At 71.2% G+C, this 23,982-nt stretch carries 20 protein-coding genes; 3 read left to right on the top strand and 17 right to left on the bottom strand.

What is annotated here, in order from left to right:
- Positions 1 to 79: 79 nt before the first annotated feature.
- A complete protein-coding gene (locus EJ357_RS20165; RefSeq protein WP_126393006.1) occupies positions 80 to 955 on the bottom strand; it encodes an alpha/beta fold hydrolase in 876 nt (291 codons plus the stop codon).
- A gap of 734 nt (positions 956 to 1,689) precedes the next feature.
- Entirely contained in the window at positions 1,690 to 2,382 is a 693-nt protein-coding gene (locus tag EJ357_RS20170) for a metal-dependent transcriptional regulator (protein ID WP_004000347.1), read from the bottom strand.
- Positions 2,383 to 2,659: 277 nt separating this feature from the next.
- Here EJ357_RS20170 and EJ357_RS20175 point away from each other — a divergent pair, with 277 nt between their 5' ends.
- On the top strand, positions 2,660 to 3,415 hold the full coding sequence (locus EJ357_RS20175; RefSeq protein WP_126393007.1) for an SIS domain-containing protein: 756 nt from the start codon (positions 2,660 to 2,662) through the stop codon (positions 3,413 to 3,415).
- A gap of 19 nt (positions 3,416 to 3,434) precedes the next feature.
- Here EJ357_RS20175 and EJ357_RS20180 read toward each other — a convergent pair whose 3' ends face one another.
- The 3 genes from EJ357_RS20180 to EJ357_RS20190 all read right to left on the bottom strand — a co-directional run bounded on the left by EJ357_RS20180 (position 3,435) and on the right by EJ357_RS20190 (position 5,882).
- Positions 3,435 to 4,883 carry a PAS domain-containing protein gene (locus EJ357_RS20180; protein WP_126393008.1) on the bottom strand — a complete coding sequence of 483 codons (1,449 nt, stop codon included), beginning with the start codon at positions 4,881 to 4,883 and terminating at the stop codon, positions 3,435 to 3,437.
- 155 nt (positions 4,884 to 5,038) lie between these two features.
- Positions 5,039 to 5,440, bottom strand: coding sequence for a GNAT family N-acetyltransferase (locus EJ357_RS20185; RefSeq protein WP_126399697.1), 402 nt, complete (start codon positions 5,438 to 5,440; stop codon positions 5,039 to 5,041).
- Positions 5,441 to 5,471: 31 nt separating this feature from the next.
- On the bottom strand, positions 5,472 to 5,882 hold the full coding sequence (locus EJ357_RS20190) for a RidA family protein (RefSeq protein ID WP_126393009.1): 411 nt from the start codon (positions 5,880 to 5,882) through the stop codon (positions 5,472 to 5,474).
- 624 nt (positions 5,883 to 6,506) lie between these two features.
- Here EJ357_RS20190 and iscB point away from each other — a divergent pair.
- Entirely contained in the window at positions 6,507 to 7,862 is a 1,356-nt protein-coding gene (iscB, locus tag EJ357_RS20195; protein ID WP_228473109.1) for an RNA-guided endonuclease IscB, read from the top strand.
- Positions 7,863 to 8,141: 279 nt separating this feature from the next.
- Here the strand turns inward: iscB and EJ357_RS20200 are convergent, their stop codons facing one another.
- A complete protein-coding gene (locus EJ357_RS20200; protein ID WP_228473110.1) occupies positions 8,142 to 9,530 on the bottom strand; it encodes a serine/threonine-protein kinase in 1,389 nt (462 codons plus the stop codon).
- A 254-nt stretch (positions 9,531 to 9,784) separates the two neighbouring features.
- Positions 9,785 to 10,885: a citrate synthase 2 gene (locus tag EJ357_RS20205; RefSeq protein WP_126393011.1), complete on the bottom strand. Its 1,101-nt coding sequence runs from the start codon at positions 10,883 to 10,885 to the stop codon at positions 9,785 to 9,787.
- 339 nt (positions 10,886 to 11,224) lie between these two features.
- Between EJ357_RS20205 and pdxH the strand changes: the two genes are divergently transcribed.
- Entirely contained in the window at positions 11,225 to 11,893 is a 669-nt protein-coding gene (pdxH, locus tag EJ357_RS20210; RefSeq protein WP_126393012.1) for a pyridoxamine 5'-phosphate oxidase, read from the top strand.
- A gap of 642 nt (positions 11,894 to 12,535) precedes the next feature.
- Here the strand turns inward: pdxH and EJ357_RS20220 are convergent.
- The 10 genes from EJ357_RS20220 to EJ357_RS20260 all read right to left on the bottom strand — a co-directional run bounded on the left by EJ357_RS20220 (position 12,536) and on the right by EJ357_RS20260 (position 23,946).
- On the bottom strand, positions 12,536 to 13,159 hold the full coding sequence (locus tag EJ357_RS20220; RefSeq protein ID WP_126393013.1) for a TetR/AcrR family transcriptional regulator: 624 nt from the start codon (positions 13,157 to 13,159) through the stop codon (positions 12,536 to 12,538).
- A complete protein-coding gene (locus tag EJ357_RS20225) occupies positions 13,147 to 13,881 on the bottom strand; it encodes an enoyl-CoA hydratase family protein (RefSeq protein ID WP_126393014.1) in 735 nt (244 codons plus the stop codon). The genes EJ357_RS20220 and EJ357_RS20225 overlap by 13 nt, the downstream gene beginning before the upstream one ends.
- A complete protein-coding gene (locus EJ357_RS20230; protein ID WP_126393015.1) occupies positions 13,878 to 15,455 on the bottom strand; it encodes a 4-coumarate--CoA ligase family protein in 1,578 nt (525 codons plus the stop codon). Before EJ357_RS20230 ends, EJ357_RS20225 begins: the two co-directional genes overlap by 4 nt.
- Positions 15,456 to 15,503: 48 nt before the next feature.
- Positions 15,504 to 16,643, bottom strand: a complete 1,140-nt coding sequence (locus EJ357_RS20235; protein WP_126393016.1) for an acyl-CoA dehydrogenase family protein — start codon at positions 16,641 to 16,643, stop codon at positions 15,504 to 15,506.
- Positions 16,644 to 16,724: 81 nt separating this feature from the next.
- On the bottom strand, positions 16,725 to 18,566 hold the full coding sequence (locus EJ357_RS20240) for an acetyl/propionyl/methylcrotonyl-CoA carboxylase subunit alpha (protein ID WP_126393017.1): 1,842 nt from the start codon (positions 18,564 to 18,566) through the stop codon (positions 16,725 to 16,727).
- A gap of 10 nt (positions 18,567 to 18,576) precedes the next feature.
- Positions 18,577 to 20,175, bottom strand: coding sequence for an acyl-CoA carboxylase subunit beta (locus EJ357_RS20245; protein ID WP_126393018.1), 1,599 nt, complete (start codon positions 20,173 to 20,175; stop codon positions 18,577 to 18,579).
- A complete protein-coding gene (locus EJ357_RS20250) occupies positions 20,172 to 21,896 on the bottom strand; it encodes an acyclic terpene utilization AtuA family protein (protein ID WP_126393019.1) in 1,725 nt (574 codons plus the stop codon). The genes EJ357_RS20245 and EJ357_RS20250 overlap by 4 nt, the downstream gene beginning before the upstream one ends.
- Positions 21,893 to 22,687, bottom strand: coding sequence for a TIGR03084 family metal-binding protein (locus tag EJ357_RS20255; protein ID WP_126393020.1), 795 nt, complete (start codon positions 22,685 to 22,687; stop codon positions 21,893 to 21,895). Before EJ357_RS20255 ends, EJ357_RS20250 begins: the two co-directional genes overlap by 4 nt.
- Before the next feature lie 140 nt (positions 22,688 to 22,827).
- The gene (locus EJ357_RS48350; RefSeq protein ID WP_175647452.1) at positions 22,828 to 22,965 is read right to left on the bottom strand and encodes a hypothetical protein; all 138 of its coding nucleotides are present in this window, start codon (positions 22,963 to 22,965) and stop codon (positions 22,828 to 22,830) included.
- 24 nt (positions 22,966 to 22,989) lie between these two features.
- Positions 22,990 to 23,946, bottom strand: coding sequence for an EamA family transporter (locus EJ357_RS20260; RefSeq protein ID WP_407698500.1), 957 nt, complete (start codon positions 23,944 to 23,946; stop codon positions 22,990 to 22,992).
- Between the last annotated feature and the right edge of the window lie 36 nt (positions 23,947 to 23,982).

Here is a 23,982-nt window from a genome sequence, read left to right on the forward strand (position 1 = left end):
CGCCGCGTGGGCGCGACCAGCCACACGCAACCCGCAGCCGCCGTCCAACAGAGCGAACCGAGCTCATAGGCGCCCGGCGTCACCCCGCGGAGCGCACCGCATCGAGAAACGGCTCGATCGCGGCCCGCCAACCGTCCGGCTGGTCGTAATGCACCAAGTGACCGGCGTCAGCCACCTCCGCATACTCCCCCCGCGGCAGCACCCGCACCATCTCCTGCGCCTCGGCCCGCCCCAACTCCCCGTCGAGCCCACGGACAACCAGCGCGGGGCACTGCACCTGAGCCAACTCCTCCCAGTGCGCGTCGTACACCCACGTCTCCCGGGAGGCGAGCATCTGGTCCAGCTCGAAGACCGGCCGCCACCCGTCCTCGCACTCGTGCATCACCTCGGCGTAGAACTCCCCGCGCGCCGGGTTCGGCCGCTCGACCCACGGGTCGTCCTCACCGAACCACTTGCGTACGTCGGCCAGCGTCGCGAAGGGAACGGGCCAGGACTTGAACCAGTCCGCCCACTCCCGCTGCGAGGCCGCTCCGAGCGCGGAGGCCCGCATGTCGCAGATGATCACGCCGCGCACCAGGTCGGGCCGCTTGGCGGCCAACTGCCAGGCGGTCAGCGCACCCATGGCGTGGCCGACGAGGACGGCCGGGGCGAGGCCGAGCTGTTCGAGGGCGGCCTCGGCGTCGTCGACGTACGCCTCGCGCGTGAAGGCGGCCTGCACCGGCTTGTCGCTACGGCCGTGGCCGCGCTGGTCGAGTGCGACGGCACGGTGCCGTTCGGAGAGCCAGCGGGCGGTGGAGGCCCAGTGGGAGGCGCGGCCCATCAGGCCGTGCAGTAAGAGGACGCCGCTCGTTCCGTCGTTCTGTTCCTTGGCGGGGTCGGTCTTGGGAGGGTCGCCGAACTCCCAGGCCGCGAGACGTACGCCGTCCGTCCCGGTCACGTCGATGCGCCGCGCCATAGATCCTGGCACCCCCCTAGCTCCGCTCGGACCGCTCGCTCCCGCTCGCGCCGGCCGATCCTGTGAACCGCGTCCTGCCTGCCGTGCCTGCTCTGCCTGCCGTATCCGCCATCGCTCCCCGGAGCACCGCGCGCCACCTGTGTCCCACGCGCCGTAGATGCCCTCGCATGCGATGTGCATGTCCTGTGTGTCTCACGTGATCTTATGCGCACATTCCTGAAGCGCACGTTCCGCCTGACCCGTCACCCGCAGACTATCGAACCCCTATTCGAAAATGCGGTCTGAGTGGCCAACACCCCTCATTCGAGTGACCCCCCGCGAGGATTGATCGTCCCTGCTGAGGGGAGATCTTCAGCGGGAGGCGGACCGATCGGGGAAACCGGTCCGAGGGGGATGACCCTGAGAGCTCGGGGCTCCGGGTCAGCACAGGGGAGGACAGGCCCCGGCGCCGCAAGGCGCCGGGGCCCTCTCCACAACCACGGCACATCCGCCCGCCCCCTCACCGGCCGGTCGCATCGATGTCGACCACGGCCCAGAGCCCTCGGGCCGTATGCCTCACGCGACAGCCTGGCACGCGAAAAGTCCGAGCGCTGCGATTTGACGCAGTGAATCTTCGATTCGACGCGTTGGACGGATCGCCACCCCGACCGCCCCAACTCCCCCTCCCTCAACGGGACTTACACGGGAGAGAACTCGAGATGGCCGGATCGGGACCGACCGGCACCGACGCCGCCTCAGCGCTTGGCGACGAACACATGGGAGGCGACGTCCGCCTCCAGCTCGGCCGCCTCGCCACCGCTGCCCACCAGGACACCGCCCGCCGACTCGGTCACGCTCACCACCGAGCCGGGCTGCACACCCGCCCGACGCAGCGTGTACATCAGCTGCGCGTCCGTCTGGATCGGCTCGCCGATACGGCGCACGACCACCGTCTTGCCCTCGACGCCCGGGTCGAGGTCGGCCAGCGACACCATGCCCTCGTCGAGGAACGGATCGGCGCCGTCCTTCTCGCCGAGCTCCTCCAGGCCGGGGATGGGGTTGCCGTACGGCGACTCGGTCGGGTGGCGCAGCAGCTCCAGCACACGCCGCTCCACGGCCTCGCTCATCACGTGTTCCCAGCGACACGCCTCGGCGTGCACCTGCTCCCACTCCAGCCCGATCACATCGACGAGCAGACACTCGGCGAGGCGGTGCTTGCGCATGACACGGGTGGCCAGCCGCCGCCCCTCGTCCGTGAGCTCCAGATGCCGGTCGGACGCCACGGACACCAGCCCGTCACGCTCCATCCGCGCCACCGTCTGGCTCACGGTCGGCCCGCTCTGGTCCAGCCGCTCGGCGATCCGGGCGCGCATGGGGACCACACCTTCCTCCTCCAGCTCGAGGATGGTGCGGAGATACATCTCCGTGGTGTCGATCAGTCCGGACATACGTGCCCCTCGATTAGCTCTGCGATTAGCTCAGCTAGCTCTGCGATCAGCTCAGCCGGAAGCGAGACAGCTCCACGGCGCGTGCGCTGGCCCTGCACTCAATTCTGCCGGATACCACTGACAACCGTGCCGCGCAGTTGAAACCAACGGGTTACGCGGGGGCGGTGCGTGCGGCCGAGCGGGGGCATCCGGCCGTATTGACACCGCACTGGTCCAGACCGCACGGTGATCCGCAACACACCGTCACCCGACGACCACCCCACCCGGAGGGCCCCGCATGAGCGACAGCACGCCGGCCGACCAGTTCTTCGACGCCGCCATCGGCCTGCTCCAGCGGGTCCGTGACGAGGAGGCCGAGAACATCGGGGCGGCCGGCACCCTGCTCGCCGACACCGTCGCCACCGGCGGCCGGCTCTTCGCCTTCGGCGCCGGTCACTCCTCCCTCGCCGCCCAGGACATCGTCTACCGCGCCGGCGGCCTCGCCCTGATGAACCTGCTGACGGTCCCCGGCGTCGTGGGCGTCGACGTCATGCCCGCCACCCTCGGCTCCGCCCTGGAACGCGTCGACGGCCTCGCGAGCGCGGTCCTGGACACCTCCCCGCTCCGCGCCGGCGACGCGCTGATCATCATCTCCCTCTCCGGCCGCAACGCCCTCCCCGTGGAGATGGCCATGAGCGCCCGCTCCCTCGGCGTCCGCGTCATCGGCGTGACCTCGGTGGCGTACGCCTCGGAAACGCGGTCCCGCCATGTCTCCGGCACCTACCTCAAGGACCACTGCGACATCGTCCTCGACTCGAAGATCGCGATCGGCGACGCGGAACTCACCCTCGACACCATCCCGGCCCCCTTCGCCCCCGCCTCCACGGTCGTCACGTCGGCCGTCCTCCAGGCGGTCATGGCCACGGCCGCGAGCACACTCGCCGAGCGCGGCATCGAGCCCCCGCTCCTGCGCTCCGGGAACGTCGACGGCGGCCTCGACTGGAACAGCCGGGTGTTCGAGAAGTACGGCGACCGGATCTTCTACCGGCACTGAAGCCCCGTCCCGGTGCTCGCTACTCCGAGTCCAGCGACCCCGCCAGATCCAACGCGGAAGCGATCCGCACCGCCACATCCTCCGCGTACACCGCGTCGCCCCGCTCGAAGGCGCTGCGCCCGGCGCCCCGCAGGAACGTCACGACCCCCAGCGTGCGCCCCCGACTCCGCAACACGGCACACAACGCGTGCACCACGTCGGCCGGCCACTGCCGGCCCACGGCCCACTCACGCGCCCGCTCCGCCGGCAGGTTCCCCGCGTCCGCCCGCACCGACCCGGCCCGCGCCACACACTGCAACGCCGGATGCCCCTCGGCATACCGCACCGGCAGCCCGGCCTCCCCGCCCAGCAGACTCGGCCCCGGCGCCCCGGAAGGCGTCACCGCGACCCGAACCAGCCGTACCGGATCCGCCGTATCCGCATCCATGACCGCACCGCCCGCGACCCGGTCGATCAACGCGTGATCGGCGAACCCGGCCAGCGCGAAGTCCAGATGCACGGTGGCCGCCTCCGCCGGGTCCTCGCACTCCGCGGCGGCCCGCGCGGCCCGATGCAACTGGTTCGTCCTGAACCGCAGCAGCGCCGCCTCCTGCTCCCCCTGCTTGGCCGCGGTCACATCCTGGAAGAGCCAGCCCACCCCCAACGGCACGGGCTCCTCCGCGAGCGGCGAGGCCAGCCGAACGAAGCCACACCGCCAGCACCGGCGCCGCTCGCCCTCCGGCGTCCGTACGCTCACCCAGACCTCGGCCGGCGCCGGCGGCGCACCCTCCGCGAGCACATGTGTGAGCGCGCTCTCCAGCTCCTCGACGCCCTGGGCGAGGAGTTCCCCGAGCGGCCGCCCGAGCACGGACGTACGCCCGATACCGAGCGCACGGGCCGCATGCGCGTTCACCACCGCGGGCCGCAGATCGGCGTCGACGAGCACGACACCCCACGACGCGTCCTCGAACAACGCCTCGCTCAACGCGATCGACCGCTCCAGATCGATCTGCGCGTGCACCTCGCTGAACGCGCAGTACACCCCGGCCGGCTTCCCGTCCGGCCCGCGAACGGCAGCCGACTGCGTCCGTACGAGCACCCGCCCGCCGTCCTTGGTCAGCAGGGCGAACTCGTGCACCTGGCGCCCCGGAGCGTGCATGGCGGACATCAGCCGCGCCTCGACCTCCTCGGCGTCGGCCTCGCGCACCGCCCACCCGGCGAACCCGTGCCGCCCCACCGCCTCGTCCGCACTCCACCCCAGGATCCGCTCGGCCTCACGGTTCCAATGGGTGACGACCCCGTCCGCGTCGAAGGCGCACAAGGCAGCGTCCATCCCGTCCAGCAGCGCGGCCAGCAGATCGGAACCGCCTGCCGAACCCTCCGAACCGGCCGGACCCGCCGGACCCGCCGACGATCCCTCCGGACCGTCCCGCCCGGGTTCGTCCGGCCCCAGCTCGTCGGTGGTCCCACTACGCCGGGAAGCACTCACATGGACCCCCTGCCAAGCTGCGTCCGCACGTACGACTCGTCGGTTCGCTCACTTGCAATCATCTAACTGGAACGTGACGCAGCACACACCGTGTTCCCCAAGATTGAAGGAATCGTTGTACGCGCCGTCGCGTCCCCCCGAGTGCTCACCCGCACCTACTCCAACCGCAGGTCCAGCCACAGATCGCTCTCGCCGTCCAGCACATAGCGATCGACCTCCACGAACCCACGCGCCCCGGCGAACCGCACCCCGTCCTCATTGGCGGCCAGCACACAGGTCTCGATCACCCCGGCGCCCAGCACGCGCGCGTGCGCGAGCCCATCCTCGTACAGCTCCCCGCCGTACCCGCGCCGCCGGTACTCGGGCAGCACGCGCGCGATGACCGTCGCCACGGCCTCCTCGCCCTCCGGCGGCCGCACGGTCGAACAGCCGACGAGGACATCACCGACGTAGGCGTTCCGCAGCCGGTACCGGCCGCTGCGCTCCCGTACGTCTGCCAGATCCATGGCCGCCGGCGGAACGATCACGTTGTGGACGTACCGCCACTCCTCAAGCATGACCTCGCCGGCGACCGGCACGATCCGAAGCTCAGACACGCGCGCCACTCCCCCGCCGGGCGTACACCTCGATCTCGAACCTCATACGAGGATCGGCCAGCCCACACACCATCATCGTCGCCGCCGGCCGCACCTCACCGAAATACCGCCGCAGCACCGGCCAGCACCGCTCGAAGTCCTCCCGCTCCGGCAGCAGATACCGCACCCGCACCACATCCGCGAACGAACACCCCGCCTCCTCCAGCGCGGCCCCCACGTTCCGCAGACACTGCTCGGCCTGCTCCACGACGTCCTCGGAGATCGTCATCGCCGCATAGTCGAACCCCGTCGTCCCCGACACATGCACCCAGTCCCCGTCGACCACGGCACGCGCGTACCCGATCTGCTCCTCGAAGGTCGAACCACTGAGAATCGCAACCCGCCCTGCATGCTGCTCCGTCATGATCGGAACGCTAGGTGAGCGCTGTTGATAGGTCTACCGGGAATCCAGCACCTCCCTAGCCCCACCAGCATCCACCGCATCAATCTCACGTGGAGTGGTGTTCCGGCTCGTGGCTCCGCGTACGCCCCAATCGACTATGCGTCCAGAGAATTCGATCAGTTCGCACGAATGAGCGACTTCTAATGACTTTCACCCGATGCGCAGATCATTGCCGTTAGCTTCGGCAGCACACGAGAAGGGAGGTCACTCGCTCCCCGACCACGAAGTCGTCGAGTGACCAGCCTCAGTCATCACGATCGGCATGATCAGGGAGGTGCCCCGATGACTACGTTTCCTGCAGGCGAGCAGACCCACCAGGCTGTGCTTCCTCAGCAGCCTGCTCTGGAATCCGTGGGAGCAGACACCCCCGGGAGCAGGGACGAAACGGCTCACGGACACCCCGCCACCGCGTGGGGCACCGGCAGGGAACATGGGCGAGGGGAGACCGACGGGCGCGGCACCAGGCCTCGTCGGCGTCACGCCAAGGGCGCCACCACGGTGGCGAACGCGGCAGAGAACGGGAGCGGTGACGCTCCCACACACAATCCGTCGTACAAAGGCGGCGTCGGCGCGAGCAGAGTCTTCGTGCTGTCCAAGGACGGACAGCCCCTCATGCCCTGCCACCCCGCCCGCGCCCGCGAACTCCTCGGCAAGGGACGAGCCGTGGTTGCCCGGCAAGTCCCCTTCACCATCCGCCTGAAGGACCGCACACGAGCCGAGTCAGCAGTCGAGGGCCTGCAGCTACGCATCGACCCCGGCTCCAAAGGCACCGGCCTCGTCCTCACCGACGAGAAGAAGGAGATCGACGAACACGGCACCACCGTAACCGTCCGACGCGGCCTCATCTCGATCGAGCTCCAGCATCGCGGCGAGCAGATCCGTTCATCCATGCGTAAGCGTGCCGGATACCGCCATAGACGGCGATCTGCGAACTGCCGCTACCGAGCACCCCGCTCGGACAACCGCACGCGCCCGGCAGGATGGTTACCACCCTCCCTGCGGCACCGCGTCGACAGCACGTTCTCCCTGGCGAAACGGCTGGGCCGCTTCGCGCCCGTCACCGAGATCTACGTGGAGCGCGTCTCCTTCGACACCCACTCCATGAGCGCGGGCAGACCCCTCAAAGGCGCTGAGTACAAGCAGGGAACGCTCGCCGGAACCGATGCCCGTGTCTACCTGCGCGCCATGTGGAACAACGCCTGCGCCTACTGCGACGCCACCGGCGTCCCCCTGAACATCGAGCACCTCAGACCTCGCAGCCGAGGAGGCTCCAACCGCATCACCAACCTCGTCCTCGCCTGCACGCCCTGCAACGAGGCCAAGGGCAGTAAACCCGTCGAGGTCTTCCTCGCCCAACGACCCGACCGCCTCGCACGCATCCTCCAGCAGATAGAGACACCACTCCACGACGCCGCCGCCATGAACGCGACCCGATGGCAGCTCACGGAGGCACTGGCCACGCTCGGCCTGCCGGTGCACACCTCGACGGGCATGTGCACCAAGGACAACCGATGCGCCATGGGGCTGGCCAAAACACACACCCTGGACGCGTTGTCCGTCGGGCACCTGGATCACGAGGCCGGTGACGCGATCGTGCGATACCCCGGGCAGGTCCTCGTCGCCAAGGCCACCGGGCGCGGCTCCTACGCCCGTACCACCACGGATCGCTACGGATTCCCGCGCCTGCGGCGGGCCCGGACCAAGCAGCACTTCGGATACTTCACCGGAGATCTCGTGCGCGCCAGTGTCCCGACCGGGAAGTGGGCGGGCACGTGGATCGGCCGTATCTCGGTCCGAGCCAGGGGACAGCACAGCCTCACGACGCCGATGGGCAGAGTCAACGTCTCGCACTGGAATCTGGAGCTCCTGCAACGGGGCGACGGATACGGCTACAGCATCCTGCGCGAATCCGCTCCTCCAACATCCCGGAAAAACGGTTGATCCGTGCCCGACCGGTTCCTAGGGTGTGGCTTACGCCGAAAGGAGGTGATCGGGTAAATGAGTGAAACCCGGACTCGCGAGGTGGCTGCGGGCTAGCGGCTCGCCACCACACCCAGTGCGGTGCCGGACCAGCACGCGAGAGAAACGTGCAGCCGGCCCAATCTCAAGCAGTCACCCGACCCGCGAGCTCGCCGGCACGTCCGGCCGGCTCCCCCGCCCAGGCGTGGGATCCGAGTTCGCGGGTCGTCTGCATTTTCGACGGCTCAATGCCTCGACAGCTCAGTCGTCCTCCTCGCCGTCGTCGTCCTGCGGCACCTCTTGCTGCCGTTGCTGTTCCCGCTCTGCCTGCTGCCGTTCCTGATCGCGCCTCTCCTCCCACTTCCCCTCGTCCTGCCCTTCCTGACCGGCGCTCGTCTCCGCAGCCGGGCTGGGGGAAGCCGTCAGGGACGGGGAGACCGACGGGGACGGGGGCGACTCAAGGGGAGGCGCGGAGGCGGACGCGCTCGGGCCGGGCGGGGCCTCCGACTTCGTGCCCTCCGACCCGGTGTTGTCGGGGGAGAACCACAGCATGCCGAGGAGCATCGCGATCATGAAGAGCACCGCGCCGGCGGCCGTGACGGCCACGCGGCTGGTCCCGGACCGCGATCTCGATCTGGACCTCGGTGTGGATCTCGGTCTGTGTCCCGGTCCGGGTCTGTCCGCGGACGCCGTCCCTTGGGCCGACGGCAGCATGTACGTCGTCGGGTTGCTGGTCTCACCCACCTGCTGCGCCCCGGCGACCGAGGCCGACACGGCCGTCTGGCGCCGGGAGGGCGGCGTCGCGTCGGGCAGTGGCTCGGGGCGACCCTGCCAGGCGCCGCCGGTGAACCACTCGGCGGCCTGCTGGGCGGTGGGCCGGTGCCCGGGGTCCTTGGCGAGCAGGCCGAGGAGGTAGCTCTCGAAGGCGGGCGGGAGGCCGGGGACACCCAGCTCGCGGGGCGGCACGGGGGCGGCGTCGAGGTGCTGGTGCAGGATGGCGACGGCCGTGTCGGCGTGGAAGGGCGGGCGGCCGGTAAGGAGCTGGTAGAGGACGCAGCCCAGCGCGTAGACGTCGGACGGCGGGCCCGCCGGCTTCCCCAGCGCCCGCTCGGGGGCGAGGTACAGGCTCGTGCCGACGATCTGCCCGGTGGCCGTGAGCGCGGCTCCGGGGTCGTCCAGGAAGCGGGCGATCCCGAAGTCACCGATCTTGAGGGTGCCGTCGGAGTCCAGGAGCAGGTTGCCGGGCTTGATGTCCCGGTGGACGATGCCCTGCCGGTGCGCCGCGGCCAGCCCGGCGGCGGCCTGGGCGGCGATACGGGCCACGCGCTCGGCGGGCAGCGCGCCGGAGCGGGCCAGCGTCCGGGCGAGGCTGTCGCCCTCGACCAGCTCCATCACCAGGTAGAGCTGGTTGTCGTGCTCGCCGAAGTCCCGTACGCCGACCACGTTCGGATGGTCGATCCGCGCGGCGGTCTGGGCCTCCAGCCGGAACCGGGGGGCGGCGGTGGGGTCGGAGTCCTGGGGCAGGAGGAGCTTGACGGCCACCTGCCGGGCGAGCGTCTCGTCGTAGGCCCGCCAGACCTCCCCCATCCCGCCGCGCCCGATCGACTCGCCCAGCCGGTAGCGGCCCGCTATCAGCACTTGTTTCCCCATCCCCATGCCGTGAGACGTCCTGATCGCCGCAGGCCGTAACTCACCACGTAGGGACGGGTGATGGTGGGTTGCCGCAGCCGCTCCAGCATACTGGCGGAGCGGATCAGTCACGTTCCGTGTGCGATCTTCAGCGGCATGGTTCGGGCGGTGCCGTGGCCGGGTGGCAGGCTCCGACAGCGGCCTCAGGCGGAGCGGGGTCCGCCGCGCGTACCCCTCTGGCACAAGCCCGCCGGAGGGGTACGCGCGCGTGGGGCTCAGTGCGCGATGTCGGCGTAGCCCACGACCTCGCGCGGGTCGCGCGGGCCCGGGCCGATGTAGCGCGCGGACGGGCGGACGAGGCGGCCGGTGCGCTTCTGCTCCAGGATGTGCGCCGACCAGCCCGCCGTACGGGCACACGTGAACATGGACGTGAACATGTGCGCCGGGACCTCCGCGAAGTCCAGGACGATGGCGGCCCAGAACTCGACGTTCGTGGCGAGGACACGGTCCGGGCGACGGGCGTGGAGCTCCGCCAGGGCGGCCTTCTCCAGAGCCTCGGCGACCTCGAAGCGCGGGGCGCCGAGTTCGCGGGCCGTACGGCGCAGCACGCGCGCGCGGGGGTCCTCGGCACGGTAGACACGGTGGCCGAAGCCCATGAGGCGTTCGCCCTTGTCCAGGGTCTGCTTCACATACGCCTCGGCGTCGCCGGTGCGCTCGATCTCCTCGATCATGTGCAGCACACGGGAAGGGGCGCCGCCGTGCAGCGGGCCGGACATGGCACCCACGGCACCGGAGAGGGCCGCGGCGACATCGGCGCCGGTGGAGGCGATGACGCGGGCCGTGAACGTGGAGGCGTTCATGCCGTGCTCGGCGGCGGACGTCCAGTACGCGTCGACGGCGGCCACGTGCTTGGGGTCGGGCTCACCGCGCCAGCGGATCATGAAGCGCTCGACGACGGACTGCGCCTTGTCGATCTCGCTCTGCGGGACCATGGGCAGGCCTTGGCCGCGCGCGGACTGGGCGACGTAGGAGAGGGCCATGACGGCGGCCCGGGCCAGGTCCTCACGGGCCTGTTCCTCGCCGATGTCCAGCAGCGGTTTGAGGCCCCATACGGGCGCGAGCATGGCGAGCGCGGACTGGACGTCGACGCGGATGTCGCCGGAGTGCACGGGGATCGGGAAGGGCTCGGCGGGCGGCAGGCCGGGCCGGAACGCGCCGTCGACCAGCAGCCCCCACACGTTGCCGAACGAGACGTGGCCGACCAGGTCCTCGATGTCGACGCCCCGGTACCGGAGGGCGCCGCCCTCCTTGTCCGGTTCGGCGATCTCCGTCTCGAACGCGACGACTCCTTCGAGCCCGGGTACGAAGTCGGACATCAGGCGGCTCCTCATGATGTGTGCGACGGGTGGGGTTGTGGGTGGGACGACCACATTCAGTCGGCAGAGATCAACGTACGCCGTTGGATCCACGGTCACGGACTCGGTTCGGTTTCGGATGCCAGGCTTCCGGCGTCCGGAATTCCGAGCCTCGGCGGACTCGCGGTCCGGTGGCGTACCCCTGTGATGCCCCGTGCGGCCGACAGTCATCCAACCGCGACGGCAACAGCACGATAACCCCGAGTGCCACCCTTGGGGAGGCTTTGCGGCACTCAGTGCCACGCAGTGACGAAGGACACCGTCCCGGACGGCACCCGCCGCATACGGCAAGATGACCGCGTGACCGACCGAGACGCCGTCCCCCTCGACCCCGCCGCGATGCGCAAGCATTACCGGGCCGAGGGCCTCGCCGAGAACGACCTGGCCGCCACGCCCGTCGAGCAGTTCGCGCGCTGGTTCAAGCAGGCCGCGTCGGAGGCCCACCTCTTCGAGCCGAACGCGATGATCGTCTCCACCGCCGACGCCGACGGGCGGCCCAGCTCACGAACGGTGCTGCTGAAGCAGTTCGACGAGCAGGGCTTCGTCTTCTACACCAACTACGACTCCCGCAAGGCCCGCGACCTCGCCGACAACCCCTACGTCTCCCTGCTCTTCCCCTGGCACCCGATGGCCCGCCAGGTCATCGTCTCGGGCGTGGCCCGGCGCACCGGCCGCGACGAGACCGCCGCCTACTTCCGCACCCGCCCGCACGGCTCCCAGCTCGGCGCCTGGGCCAGCACCCAGTCCAGCGTCATCCCGTCCCGCGCCGAACTCGACGCCTCCTACGCCGAGTTGGCCGCGCGCTACCCCGAGGGTGAGCAGGTGCCGGTACCGCCGCACTGGGGCGGGTTCCGGGTGGCCCCGCGGACGGTGGAGTTCTGGCAGGGGCGGGAGAACCGCCTGCACGACCGCCTGCGGTACGTGGCGGAGCAGGACGGCAGCTGGCGGGTGCAGCGGCTCAGTCCGTGAGTAGGGGGCTCGCCAGGGCTTGCCCGGCGGGCCGCAGGATCTGATGTACGCCGTACGGTGGCCGCCCAGGAGCTCGGATATGCGGGCGCGGAACCCGAGGGTCAGTTCGGACCAGTTCCGGACATGGAAGCCGAGGTGGGCGAAGGAGAAGTAGTCGTCGGTCCAGGTCCATTCGGTCAGGGGGACGGACTCGGCGCAGTAGGGGCAGGGGACGTCGGCCGCGCCTGTCTCGTGCCAGGCGTCGATGGCCAGGAGGAACGGGCACCAGGCCCCGGGGATCATGCCGCCGTCGTCCCGGAGGGGGATGGTGGTCGCGCAGCGCGGGCAGCGGGCGTGGTCCAACCCGCCTTGGCCACGCTTGTGGAAACAGTGCGCTCGGCGTATATCGCGAGGCCGTCGCCCGGTTCGGAGCGGGCACCTTCCGGTGCCACCGCGGTGCCAGTTCGGGCCCGGCATACGGCCGGACGGCTGCGCGTGCACGCGGTGCGGCGTCGGCTCTGGGAGCAAGATGCCCCGGCGACGAGCGACTCGACCACACGCTGCGCGAGGCGCGGTGCCTGCTGGGGGCTCGCGTCGAGGTCGACGATCGTTCGGAAGTGGTCCCCCATGCCGAAACCGTAGCCCCCGCCACCGACAACGCCCTCAGCCCAGCGTCTCCTCCAGCAGCCCCGCCCACTGCGCCACCACGCGCTCGCGGCGGGTGGTGTCGTCCGTGAGCAGGTTCGCCAGGCCCAGGCCCCGGGCCATGTCGAGGAGGCCCTGGACCGTCTCCCGTACGCCCGGCCTGGTCTCGTCCGCGCCCAGCAGGTCCACCGCGATGCGGTGGGTCTCGCGGCCCACGCGGGCCTCCAGTTCCGTCACGCGGGGGCGCAGCTGCTCCTCGTTCGAGGCGGCCACCCACAGGTGCAGGGCCGCGCGGAACAGGGGGCCGGTGTAGAGGTCGACCAGCGCCGAGACCACCGCGTGGCGGTCCCCGGCGGCGCCGTCGGGGAACAGGTCCCGCAGTGCCGTGGAGCGTTCCTCGGCGACGTACTCGACGGCCGCCGTGAAGAGGTCCTCGCGGGTCGGGAAGTGGTGCTGGGCGGCGCCGCGGGAGACGCCGGCGCGCTCGGCGACGACGGAGACGGTGGAGCCCGCCCAGCCGTGTTCGGCGAGGCAGGCCACGGCGGCTTCCAGGAGCCGCTGCCGGGTGACGCGGCTGCGGTCCTGTTTGGGCACGCGGTCCGTACGGTCCACGCGGTCGCCGACTGTGCTCACACCACCCATGCGGGATCCCGTCTTTCGAGGAAGGCCGTCATCCCCTCGCGGGCCTGCGGAGAGGAGAACAGCCGGGCCGAGAGTGCGGTCAGGTCGGCCGCGTCCCGGTCGAAGGTTTCCAGCACCTTAGCCGTGAGCAGCGCCTTCGTCTCGGCCAGGGCCTGGGGGGCTGCTCTGCGGAGGCCGTCGAGGATGGGGGAGAGTGCCTCGTCGACGTCCTCGCCCTGTGTCGTCAGCAGGCCGATGCGGGCTGCTTCGGGCGCGGTGAGGCGTTCGCCGGTGAGGTAGTAGCGGGCCAGGGCGCGGGGGTCGGTGCGGGGCAGGAGCGGGAGGGAGATCACCGCGGGGGCCACGCCTATGTGGACCTCCGTGAAGGCGAAGGTGGCCTGGGGTGAGGCCGCCGAGATGTCGCAGGCGGCGAGCAGGCCGAGGCCGCCCGCGCGTACGTGGCCGGTGACCCGGGCCACGACGGGTTTGGGCAGCTCAACGATCTGGCGGAGCAGCGCGACCATGCCCTCCGGGGGCGGGGGGTCGCGCAGGTCGGCGCCCGCGCAGAAGGTGTTGCCGGTGTGGGTGAGGACGATCGCGCGTACGTCGGTGTCCTTTGCGCAGTCCGTCAGCGCGTCGGTCAGCTCGCCGACGAGCGCTGCCGAGAGGGCGTTGCGGTTGTGCGGGGAGTCGAGGGTGAGGGTCTCGACGCCACGCGCGCGTGTGCGGCCGATCAGTGTCACGTGGCCTCCTTGGGTGCCCGCAGTTCGCGGCGCAGGATCTTGCCGGAGGCGGCCCGGGGGACGCCGTCGATGAAGGTGACCTGGCGGACGCGCTTGTAGGGGGCGACGCGTTCGGCGACGTACATCATGACCTCTCCTTCGGAGAGGTCGGTGGCGGTGGACTGACGGACCACGTACGCGTGGGGGACTTCGTTGCCGTCGTCGTTGTAGACGCCGATCACCGCCGCGTCCGCGATGGCGGGGTGGGTGAGCAGGAGGGCTTCGAGTTCGGCGGGGGCCACCTGGAAGCCCTTGTACTTGATGAGTTCCTTGACGCGGTCCACGACGAACAGCCAGCCGCCGTCGTCGACATGGCCGACGTCGCCGGTGTGCAGCCAGCCGTCGGTGTCGATCATCGCGGCGGTGGCGTCGGGGCGGCCGAGGTAGCCCTTCATGATCTGGGGGCCGCGGATGAGGATCTCGCCGGACTCGCCGACGCCGAGGTCCTTGTCGGGGTCGTCGAGGGCGACGATGCGCATCTCGGTGCCGGCTATGAGCCTGCCGACGGTTCCGGCGGGGGCGTCGTGCATCGCGGCCAGCGGGACGACATGGGTGCCGGGGGACAGTTCCGTCATGCCGTACGCCTGGCCGACGGGCGGCAGTCCGAGTCGCTGCGAGCAGGCGGCCGCGAGGCTCGCGTCCAGGGGCGCGGCGGCGCTGATGATGTATTTCAGGGATGACAGGTCGTACCGCTCGACGAGCGGGTGTTTGGCGAGGGCCAGGACGATCGGCGGGGCCACGTACAGGCCGGTGATGCGATGGTTCTGGATCGCCGTGAGGAAGGTCTGCAGGTCGAAGCGGGGCAGGACGACGACTGTCGCGCCCAGCCTCAGGGGTGCGTTCATCAGCGCTGTGAGGCCGTAGATGTGGAAGAAGGGCAGCACGGCGAGGATGCGGTCGCCGGGGCCTGCCGGGATGGTGGGTTCGAGCTGGGCGAGGTTGGTGGCGATCTGGCGGTGGGTGAGCATCACGCCCTTGGGGATGCCGGTGGTGCCCGAGGAGTACGGCAGGGCCGCGATGTCCGTCACGGGGTCGATGTCGATCTGCGGTTCGGGGGCGGCGGACGCCAGCATGTCGATGAGCGAGCGGTGTCCCGGCGCGCTGTCGCAGACGAAGATCTCGCGGACGCCGCCGGCGAGTTCGGCGGCGCGGCGTGCCGTCTCCAGCAGCGGCGAGACGGTGACGATCCAGCGGGCCTCGGAGTCCTTCAGCTGTTTGGCGAACTCCTCGGGCGTGGCGAGCGGGTGCACGGTCGTGACGGAGGCACCCGCGCGCGTGGCGGCGTAGAACGCCGTGGGGAAGGCGACCGTGTTGGGGCTGTGCAGGGCGAGGACGTCGCCCTTGTGCACGCCCGCCTCGGCGAGGGCGGCGGCTGTGCGCCGGTGGAAGCGGTCGAGTTGGTCGTAGGTGAGGGTGGTGCCGTCCGTGCCGTCGACGAGCGCGGGTGCGTCGCCGAACTCGGCGGCCCGGCCCAGTACCGCCTCGTGGATGGGGAGTTCTACGGCCGGGACGTCTGCGTACTCGCTGCGGAACACGGTTCCTCCTCGCGACACGGTGCCGGACAGGTGCCGGACGGGTGCCCGTCAGTACGACTTGGGCAGGCCCAGGGTCTGGTGGGAGACGTAGTTGAGAATCATCTCCCGGCTCACCGGAGCAATACGAGACACGCGCGCCGCGGTTATCAACGAGGCGAGCCCGAATTCGCGCGTGAGGCCGTTGCCGCCGAGGGTGTGCACGGCCTGGTCGACGGCCTTCACGCAGGCCTCCCCTGCCGCGTACTTGGCCATGTTGGCTGCCTCGCCCGCGCCGACGTCGTCCCCGGCGTCGTAGAGGTGGGCCGCTTTCTGCATCATCAGGCGGGCCAGTTCCAGGTCGATGTGCGCCTGCGCCAGAGGGTGCGCGATGGCCTGGTGGGCGCCGATGGGGGCCTTCCAGACGGTGCGGTCGCGCGCGTACTCGACGGCGCGGGCGAGGGCGTGGCGGCCCATGCCGATCGCGAACGCGGCGGTCATGATGCGTTCGGGGTTGAGTCCGGCGAAGAGCTGGAGGAGGCCGGCGTCCTCGTCGCCGACCAGGGCGTCGGCGGGCAGTCGTATGTCGTCGAGGGTCAGCTCGAACTGCTTCTCGGCCGCGTTGAGTTCCATGTCGATCTGGCGGCGGGTGAAGCCTTCGGCGTCGCGCGGGACGATGAACAGGCAGGGCTTGAGGTGGCCGGTGCGGGCGTCTGCGGTGCGGCCGACTATGAGGGTGGCGTCGGCTATGTCGACGCCGGAGATGAAGACCTTGCGGCCGGTGAGCAGCCAGTCTCCGGTGTCCGGGTCGCGGCGGGCCGTGGTGGTGATGCGGTGGCTGTTGGAGCCGGCGTCGGGCTCGGTGATGCCGAAGGCCATGGTGCGGGTGCCGTCGGCGAGGCCGGGGAGCCAGTGCTGTTTCTGGGCGTCGGTGCCGAAGCGGGCGATCACTGTGCCGCAGATGGCGGGTGACACGACCATCATGAGCAGGGGGCAGCCTGCGGCGCCGAGTTCTTCGAGGACGATGGAGAGTTCGGCGATGCCGCCGCCTCCACCGCCGTATGCCTCCGGCAGGTTGACGCCGAGGTAGCCGAGCTTGGCTGCTTCGGACCAGAGTGCTTCTCGGTCGTAGGTGCGGCCGTGGCGTTTGCCGAGGGCCGCTACGGCGGCTCGTAGGACCTTGTGTTCCTCGGATTCGAGAGTGGTGGGCATGAGACTCCTCCCGGGTGCGGGTTGTGGGTGGCTGGTCGCGCTCACGCGGCGGTAGCCGCATATTGATGCAGTCCCGCGCCCCTAGGTTTCTTGCACCACCGCCAGCAATGAGCCGACCGTCACCTGCTGGCCAGGTAGCGCATGCAACGCGCTCAGCGTTCCTGTGGCCGGTGCTGTGATCTTGTGCTCCATCTTCATCGCCTCCAGCCACAGCAGGGGCTGTCCGGCCTCCACGGCCGTCCCCTCCGTCAGGCCGTCGGCGACGCGGACGACCGTGCCCGGCATGGGGGCCAGGAGGGAGCCCGGTGCGTGCTGGGCCGTCGGGTCGGGGAAGCGGGGCAGGGCGGTGAGGCGGGTGGCGTTGACGTAGATCTCGTCGCCGTACCGGGCGACGTCGAAGTTCCTGCGTACGCCGTCCACTTCGAGTACGACCAGGGCGGCGTCGGCGTGTACGACGCGCACTCCGTCGGCCTCCAGGCCCGCACGGGTGTGGCGGTATCGGACCTCGATCTCCTCGCCGGTCACCTCGTAGCGCTTGGTCTGCGGCTGGGACGGCACGTTGCGCCAGCCGCCGAAGCGGGAGCGGCCGTGGGTGTCGGCGAGGGCCGCGGCGAGGGGGGCGTAGGGGTCGGGGGCCGGCTCGGTGAGGTCGGGGAGGTGGCGGTCGTAGAAGCCCGTGTCCATGCGGGCGGACGTGAACTCGTCGTGGCGCAGGGAGCGGACCAGGAGGTCACGGTTGGTGAGGGGGCCGTGGATCGTGGCCTGTTCCAGGGCGCCGGCGAGCCTGCGGACCGCCTCCGCGCGCGTGGGGGCGTGCGCGACGAGTTTGGCGAGCATCGGGTCGTAGTGGACGCCGATGTCGTCGCCGTCGGTGAAGCCGGTGTCCAGCCGGACGCTCTCGGGTACGGCGAAGCGGTGCAGTGTGCCGGTCTGCGGGGCCCAGTCGCGGCCGGGGTCCTCGGCGTACAGGCGGGCCTCGACGGCGTGGCCACGCGCGTGTGGCGGGGTGTCGGCGAGGGCGTGGCCTTCGGCGACGCGGATCTGTTCCGCGACCAGGTCGAGGCCGAAGACCGCCTCCGTGACGGGGTGTTCGACCTGGAGGCGGGTGTTCATCTCCAGGAAGTGCGCGGTGTCGCCGGCCACCAGGAACTCGACCGTGCCGGCGCCGACGTAGTCGACGGCGCGGGCGGCCCGTACGGCGAGCGCGTGCAGCTCGTCCGTGAGCCGCTCGGGGAGTCCGGGCGCCGGGGACTCCTCGATCACCTTCTGGTGGCGGCGCTGCAGGGAGCAGTCCCGGGTGCCGAGGGCCCAGACCGTGCCGTGGGTGTCGGCGAGGATCTGCACCTCGACGTGGCGGCCGTTCTCGACGTACGGCTCGACGAAGACCTCGCCGTCGCCGAAGGCGCTCGCGGCCTCGGTGCGCGCGCTCTCCAGGGCGGCGGTCAGCTCCTCGACGCGGCGTACGATCCGCATCCCGCGCCCTCCGCCGCCCGCGGCCGCCTTCACCAGGACCGGAAGGTCGGCCTCGGTGACCTCGCCCAGGGGGGACAGCCCCATCAGCTCCTTCGCCCGCGTCTTGGACGCCATCGCCTCGATCGCCTCCGGGGGCGGACCGATCCAGACGAGACCCGCGTCGAGGACGGCGCGCGCGAAGTCGGCGTTCTCGGAGAGGAAGCCGTAGCCGGGGTGCACGGCGTCCGCGCCGGAGGCCACGGCCGCCTTCACGATCAGGTCGCCGTCCAGATACGTGGCGGTGGGCGCCGCTCCCGGCAGCCGTACCGCCGCGTCGGCCACGCGCGCGTGGAGGGCGTTCGCGTCGGCGTCCGAGTACACGGCGACCGTCCGGATTCCCAACTCACGGCAGGTGCGGAAGACGCGGCAGGCGATCTCGCCCCGGTTGGCCACGAGCACAGAAGTGATCACTGGTGGTTCCTCACATCCGGAAGACGCCGAAGCCACCGCGCGCGCCCTCGTACGACGCCGTGTGGATGGCGGACAGACACATGCCGAGGACCGTGCGGGTGTCGCGCGGGTCGATGACCCCGTCGTCGTACAGCCGCCCGGACAGGAACATCGGCAGGGACTCGGACTCGATCTGCTGCTCCACCATCGCCCGCAGCGCCGCGTCGCCCTCTTCGTCGTACGGCTGCCCCTTCGCGGCCGCCGACTGCCGGGCCACGATCGAGAGCACGCCGGCGAGCTGCTGGGGGCCCATGACGGCCGACTTGGCGCTGGGCCAGGCGAACAGGAAGCGGGGGTCGTAGGCGCGGCCGCACATGCCGTAGTGGCCGGCGCCGTACGACGCGCCCATGAGGACGGAGAGATGGGGCACGCGGCTGTTGCTCACCGCGTTGATCATCATTGCGCCGTGCTTGATGATGCCGCCCTGCTCGTACTCCTTGCCGACCATGTAGCCGGTGGTGTTGTGCAGGAACAGCAGGGGGATGTCGCGCTGGTTGGCGAGCTGGATGAACTGGGCGGCCTTCTGGGACTCCTCGCTGAAGAGGACGCCTCGGGCGTTCGCCAGCACGCCGATCGGATAGCCGTGCAGGGCCGCCCAGCCGGTGGTCAGGCTCGTGCCGTACATCGGCTTGAACTCGTCGAAGTCGGAGGCGTCGACGATCCGGGCGATGACCTCGCGCGGGTCGAAGGGGGTGCGCAGATCGCCCGGCACGATCCCCAGCAGCTCGTCCGCGTCGTACTTGGGGGGTTCGGCGGGGCCCGGATCGCCGTACGCCTTGCGGTGATTGAGACGGGCGACCACGCGGCGTGCCTGCCGCAGCGCGTCCGGTTCGTCGACGGCGAAGTAGTCCGCGAGACCCGACACGCGCGCGTGCATCTCCGCGCCGCCCAGCGACTCGTCGTCGCTCTCCTCGCCGGTCGCCATCTTCACCAGGGGCGGTCCGCCGAGGAACACCTTGGCGCGCTCCTTGACCATGATCACGTGGTCGGACATGCCGGGCACGTACGCGCCGCCGGCCGTCGAGTTGCCGAAGACGACCGCGACGGTGGGGATCCCGGCCGCCGACAGCCGCGTCAGGTCCCGGAAGATGGCGCCTCCGGGGATGAAGATCTCCTTCTGGGAGGGGAGGTCGGCGCCGCCCGACTCGACGAGGTTGACGCAGGGCAGCCGGTTGGCCAGCGCGATGTCGTTCGCGCGCAGGGCCTTCTTCAGCGACCAGGGATTGCTCGCTCCCCCGCGCACGGTCGGGTCGTTGGCGGTGATCAGGCACTCCACGCCCTCGACGACCCCGATACCGGTGACCAGGGACGCGCCGACCGTGTAGTCGCTGCCCCAGGCGGCCAGCGGGGACAGCTCCAGGAACGGCGTGTCGGGGTCGAGGAGCAGCTCGATGCGCTCACGGGCGAGCAGCTTGCCGCGCTTTCGGTGGCGCTGGACGTACTTCTCCCCGCCGCCGGCGAGCGCCTTGGCGTGCTCGGCGTCCAGGTCGGCGAGCTTGGCGAGCATGGCCTCGCGGTTGGCCGCGTGTTCGGGGCTCTTCGTGTCCAGGGAGGAGGCGAGGACGGTCACAGGAGCGTCTCCGGGATGTCGAGGTGGCGGCTGCGCAGCCATTCGCCGAGGGCCTTGGCCTGCGGGTCGAAGCGGTGCTGGGCGGCGACTCCCTCACCGAGGACGCCTTCGACGACGAAGTTGAGGGCGCGGAGGGCGGGGAGGGGGTGCCGGGTGACCTTCAGCTGTCCGCTCTCGGGGATCAGCTGCCTGAATCGGTCGACCGTGAGCTCGTGCGCGAGCCAGCGATAGGCCTCGTCCGTCCGTACCCAGACCCCGACGTTGGCGTTCCCGCCCTTGTCGCCGCTGCGGGCACCTGCGACGAGACCGAGGGGAGCGTGCCGGGTGGGGCCGGGTGGCTGCGGGTCCGGTAGGGGCGGCTGCGGGTCCGGTGCGGGTGGCTGCGGGACGTCGTCGAATACGGCGGTGTCGGGGGCCGGCGGCACGGTGATCCGGCGTCCGTCGTGGAGGACGGCCACATGGTCGACGGCACCATGGGGGACGTACACATCCTCGAAGACCCCATAGGGCGAGCCCTTCCCAGGTGGCGCCAGCACATGGAAGCCGGGGTAACTGGCGAGGGCCAGCTCTACTGCGGCCCCGCTCAGGGACCGCCCGACGGTCTCCTGGTCCCGGTCGCGCACGACGAGCCGCAGCAGCGCGCTCGCCGTCTCCTCGGTCGGGGCGTCGGGGCGGTCGGTGCGCACAAGGTCCCAACGGACTTCGGCGGGCAGTGACTTGGAGAGCGCGTCCGTCATCTGCTCCCGCACCAAGGACGCCTTGGCCTCGATGTCGAGGCCGGTGAGCACGAAGGCGACCTCGTTGCGGAAGCCGCCCAGGCGGTTGACGCCGACCTTGAGGGTCGGGGGCGGGGCCTCGCCCCGTACGCCCTCGACGCGGACGCGATCGGGGCCGTCCTGGGTGAGCCGTACGGTGTCCAGGCGGGCGGTGACGTCCGGGCCCGCGTACCGGGCGCCCGCCGTCTCGTACAGCAGCTGGGCCGTCACCGTGCCGACGTCGACCAGACCGCCGGTCCCGGGGTGCTTGGTGATGACGCAGGTGCCGTCCTCGTGGAGTTCGGCGAGCGGGAAGCCGGGGTGGCGCAGGTCGCCGCCGCTCTCGCGGAACTCGTGGAAGAAGGCGTAGTTGCCGCCGGTCGCCTGGGCCCCGCACTCCAGCACATGTCCGGCGACGACGGCGCCCGCGAGCCGGTCGTGGTCGCCCGACCCCCACCCGAAGTGGGCGGCGGCGGGCCCGGTGACCAGGGCCGCGTCCGTCACCCGGCCGGTGACGACGATGTCCGCGCCCTCGCGCAGACAGGCGGCGATCCCGAAGCCGCCGAGGTAGGCGTGGGCGGCGAGGCTGTCCGGATACCGGCTGTGGAGGTCGTCGCCCTCGACATGGGCGACGCGGACGGGGATGCCGAGCCGGTCCGCCAGCTGCCGTACGGCGTCCGCCAGTCCGGCCGGGTTGAGGCCGCCCGCGTTGGCGACGATCCGGACGCCCCGCTCGTGTGCGAGCCCGAGGCATTCCTCCAGTTGCCGCAGGAAGGTGCGGGCGTATCCGGCGCGGGGGTCCTTGAGGCGGTCGCGGCCGAGGATCAGCATGGTGAGCTCGGCGAGGTAGTCGCCGGTGAGGACGTCCAGTTCGCCGCCGGTGAGCATCTCGCGCATGGCGTCGAAGCGGTCGCCGTAGAAGCCGGAGGCGTTGCCGATCCGCAGCGGGCGGGCGGCGGGCGTCACCGCGCGGCTCCCTTCGGCGTGCGGCCCTGGCCGGGCGGGCCCGCGAAGACCTGGGCGATGTCGAACCAGCGGTCCGCGTCGGGGCCCTCGGCGCGCAGGGCGAGGTCGGAGCGGTGGGCGCGCTGGGTGACGAGCAGGCAGAAGTCGAGCGCCGGGCCGCTCACGCGCTGTGGGGCGTCTTCGGGGCCGTAGGCCCACAACTCACCGGACGGCGCGACGAGTTCGATGCGGAAGTCGTCGAGAGGTACGGGGAGTCCGTGCACGCCGAAGGCGAAGTCCCGGGTCCGTACCCCGATCCACACCACATGCCTGAGCCGGTCGGTGGGTGTGCGCACCACACCCAGGGCGTCGGCGATGTCCAGACCGTGGGCCCAGGTCTCCATGAGTCGGGCCGTTGCCATGGAGGCGGCGGACATGGGTGGGCCGTACCAGGGGAACCGGACGCCCTGCGGCGCCTCGCGCAGTGCCGTGTCCAGGGCGGCCCGCCCTTCCCGCCACCGCGCCAGCAGCTCGGCGGGCGGCAGCGCGGCCCCCTCCTCCGCACCCTCGTCGACGAACGACCCCGGCGACACCAGCGCCTTCTCCACCAGCGTGTGGAACCCGTCCACGTCGGTCACCGCCAGCAGCGCCGAGCGGTCCGTCCAGGCGAGGTGGGCGATCTGGTGGGCGACGGTCCAGCCCGGGGCGGGTGTGGGGAGCCCCCACCGCTCGGGGCTCAACTCCGCGACGAGCCGGTCGAGTTCCTCACTCTCCGCGCGCAGATCATCGAAGACGGGCGTCGGATCGGACACTGTGCGCTCCCTGGGGCACGGCGGTGTGCGGGGTGGTGCGGGGTGGTGCAGCGTGGTGAGGAGCATGACAGCGGGAGCAGAAACAATCAAGCATGCTTGCATTGATTTGCGCAGGGGCGATGAGCGGCTTCAGCCCATGGCTACGGCGACTCGGGGGGCGACGCGCGCCACGCTCGCAGAGGGTCGGGGGTGGCCTGCCAGAGGGAGCCGTACTCCACGGCGTCCGCCAGGGCGCAGTCCTGGGCCTGGCCGTAGGCAGCCGCCGACTCCGGCCCCACTCCACCTCACCCCGTACAGAACGGTCAGCTACCGGCCCCCGGCTCCGTCGCCTTCCCCCGCCCCACCTGCGTCCGCACCGCTCCCATGCTCGCCGCGATGACGAGGGCGATGGCGACGGCCTGGGCGGTGGACAGGGCCTGGTCGAGGAGGAGGAAGCCGGCGGCTCCGGCGACGGCCGGCTCCAGGCTCATCAGGATCGCGAAGGTGGGGGCGGGCATGCGGCGCAGGGCGAGGAGTTCGAGGGTGTAGGGGAGCACCGAGGAGAGGATCGCCACGGCCGCGCCGAGCCCGAGGGTCACCGGGTCGATGAGCTTCGCGCCCGATTCGGCGATGCCGAGCGGCAGGAACAGTACGGCGCCCACGGCCATCGCGAGCGCCAGCCCGTCGGCCTGCGGGAAGCGTCGGCCGGTGCGGGCGCTGAAGACTATGTAGGCCGCCCACATGGCGCCGGCCGCCAGGGCAAATGCGACACCTATGGGGTCGAGACTCTCGAAGCCTCCGCCGCCGAGGAGGAAGACCCCGGCGAGGGCGAGTCCGGCCCAGACGACGTTGACCAGGCGGCGCGAGGTCAGGACGGAGAGCGCGAGCGGGCCGAGCACCTCCAGGGTGACCGCCGGGCCCAGCGGGATACGGGCGACCGACTGGTAGAAGAGGCCGTTCATCGCGGCCATGGTGACGCCGAAGACGATCACCGTGCCCCAGTCGGTACGGGAGTGACCGCGCAGCCGGGGCCGGCAGACCAGCAGCAGGACGACCGCCGCCACCAGCAGCCGCAGCGCCACCACGCCGAGCGCACCGGCGCGCGGCATCAGGCTCACCGCCAGGGCGCCGCCGAACTGCACCGAGATCCCGCCGGCCAGCACCAGGCCCACGGGACCGAGCGCGTCCCACCGGCGCGGGGCACCGCCCGTCGGCTCGGACGGGGCGGCCGCCCGGGTGTGGGCCGGTGTGGGCGTGGCGGCGGCGTCAGGGGTACTCACGGGCGTTCCAGGGGCTTGGCGCGGCTTGTTCATCAT

The organism is Streptomyces cyaneochromogenes, from assembly GCF_003963535.1.
GTDB lineage: Bacteria > Actinomycetota > Actinomycetes > Streptomycetales > Streptomycetaceae > Streptomyces > Streptomyces shaanxiensis.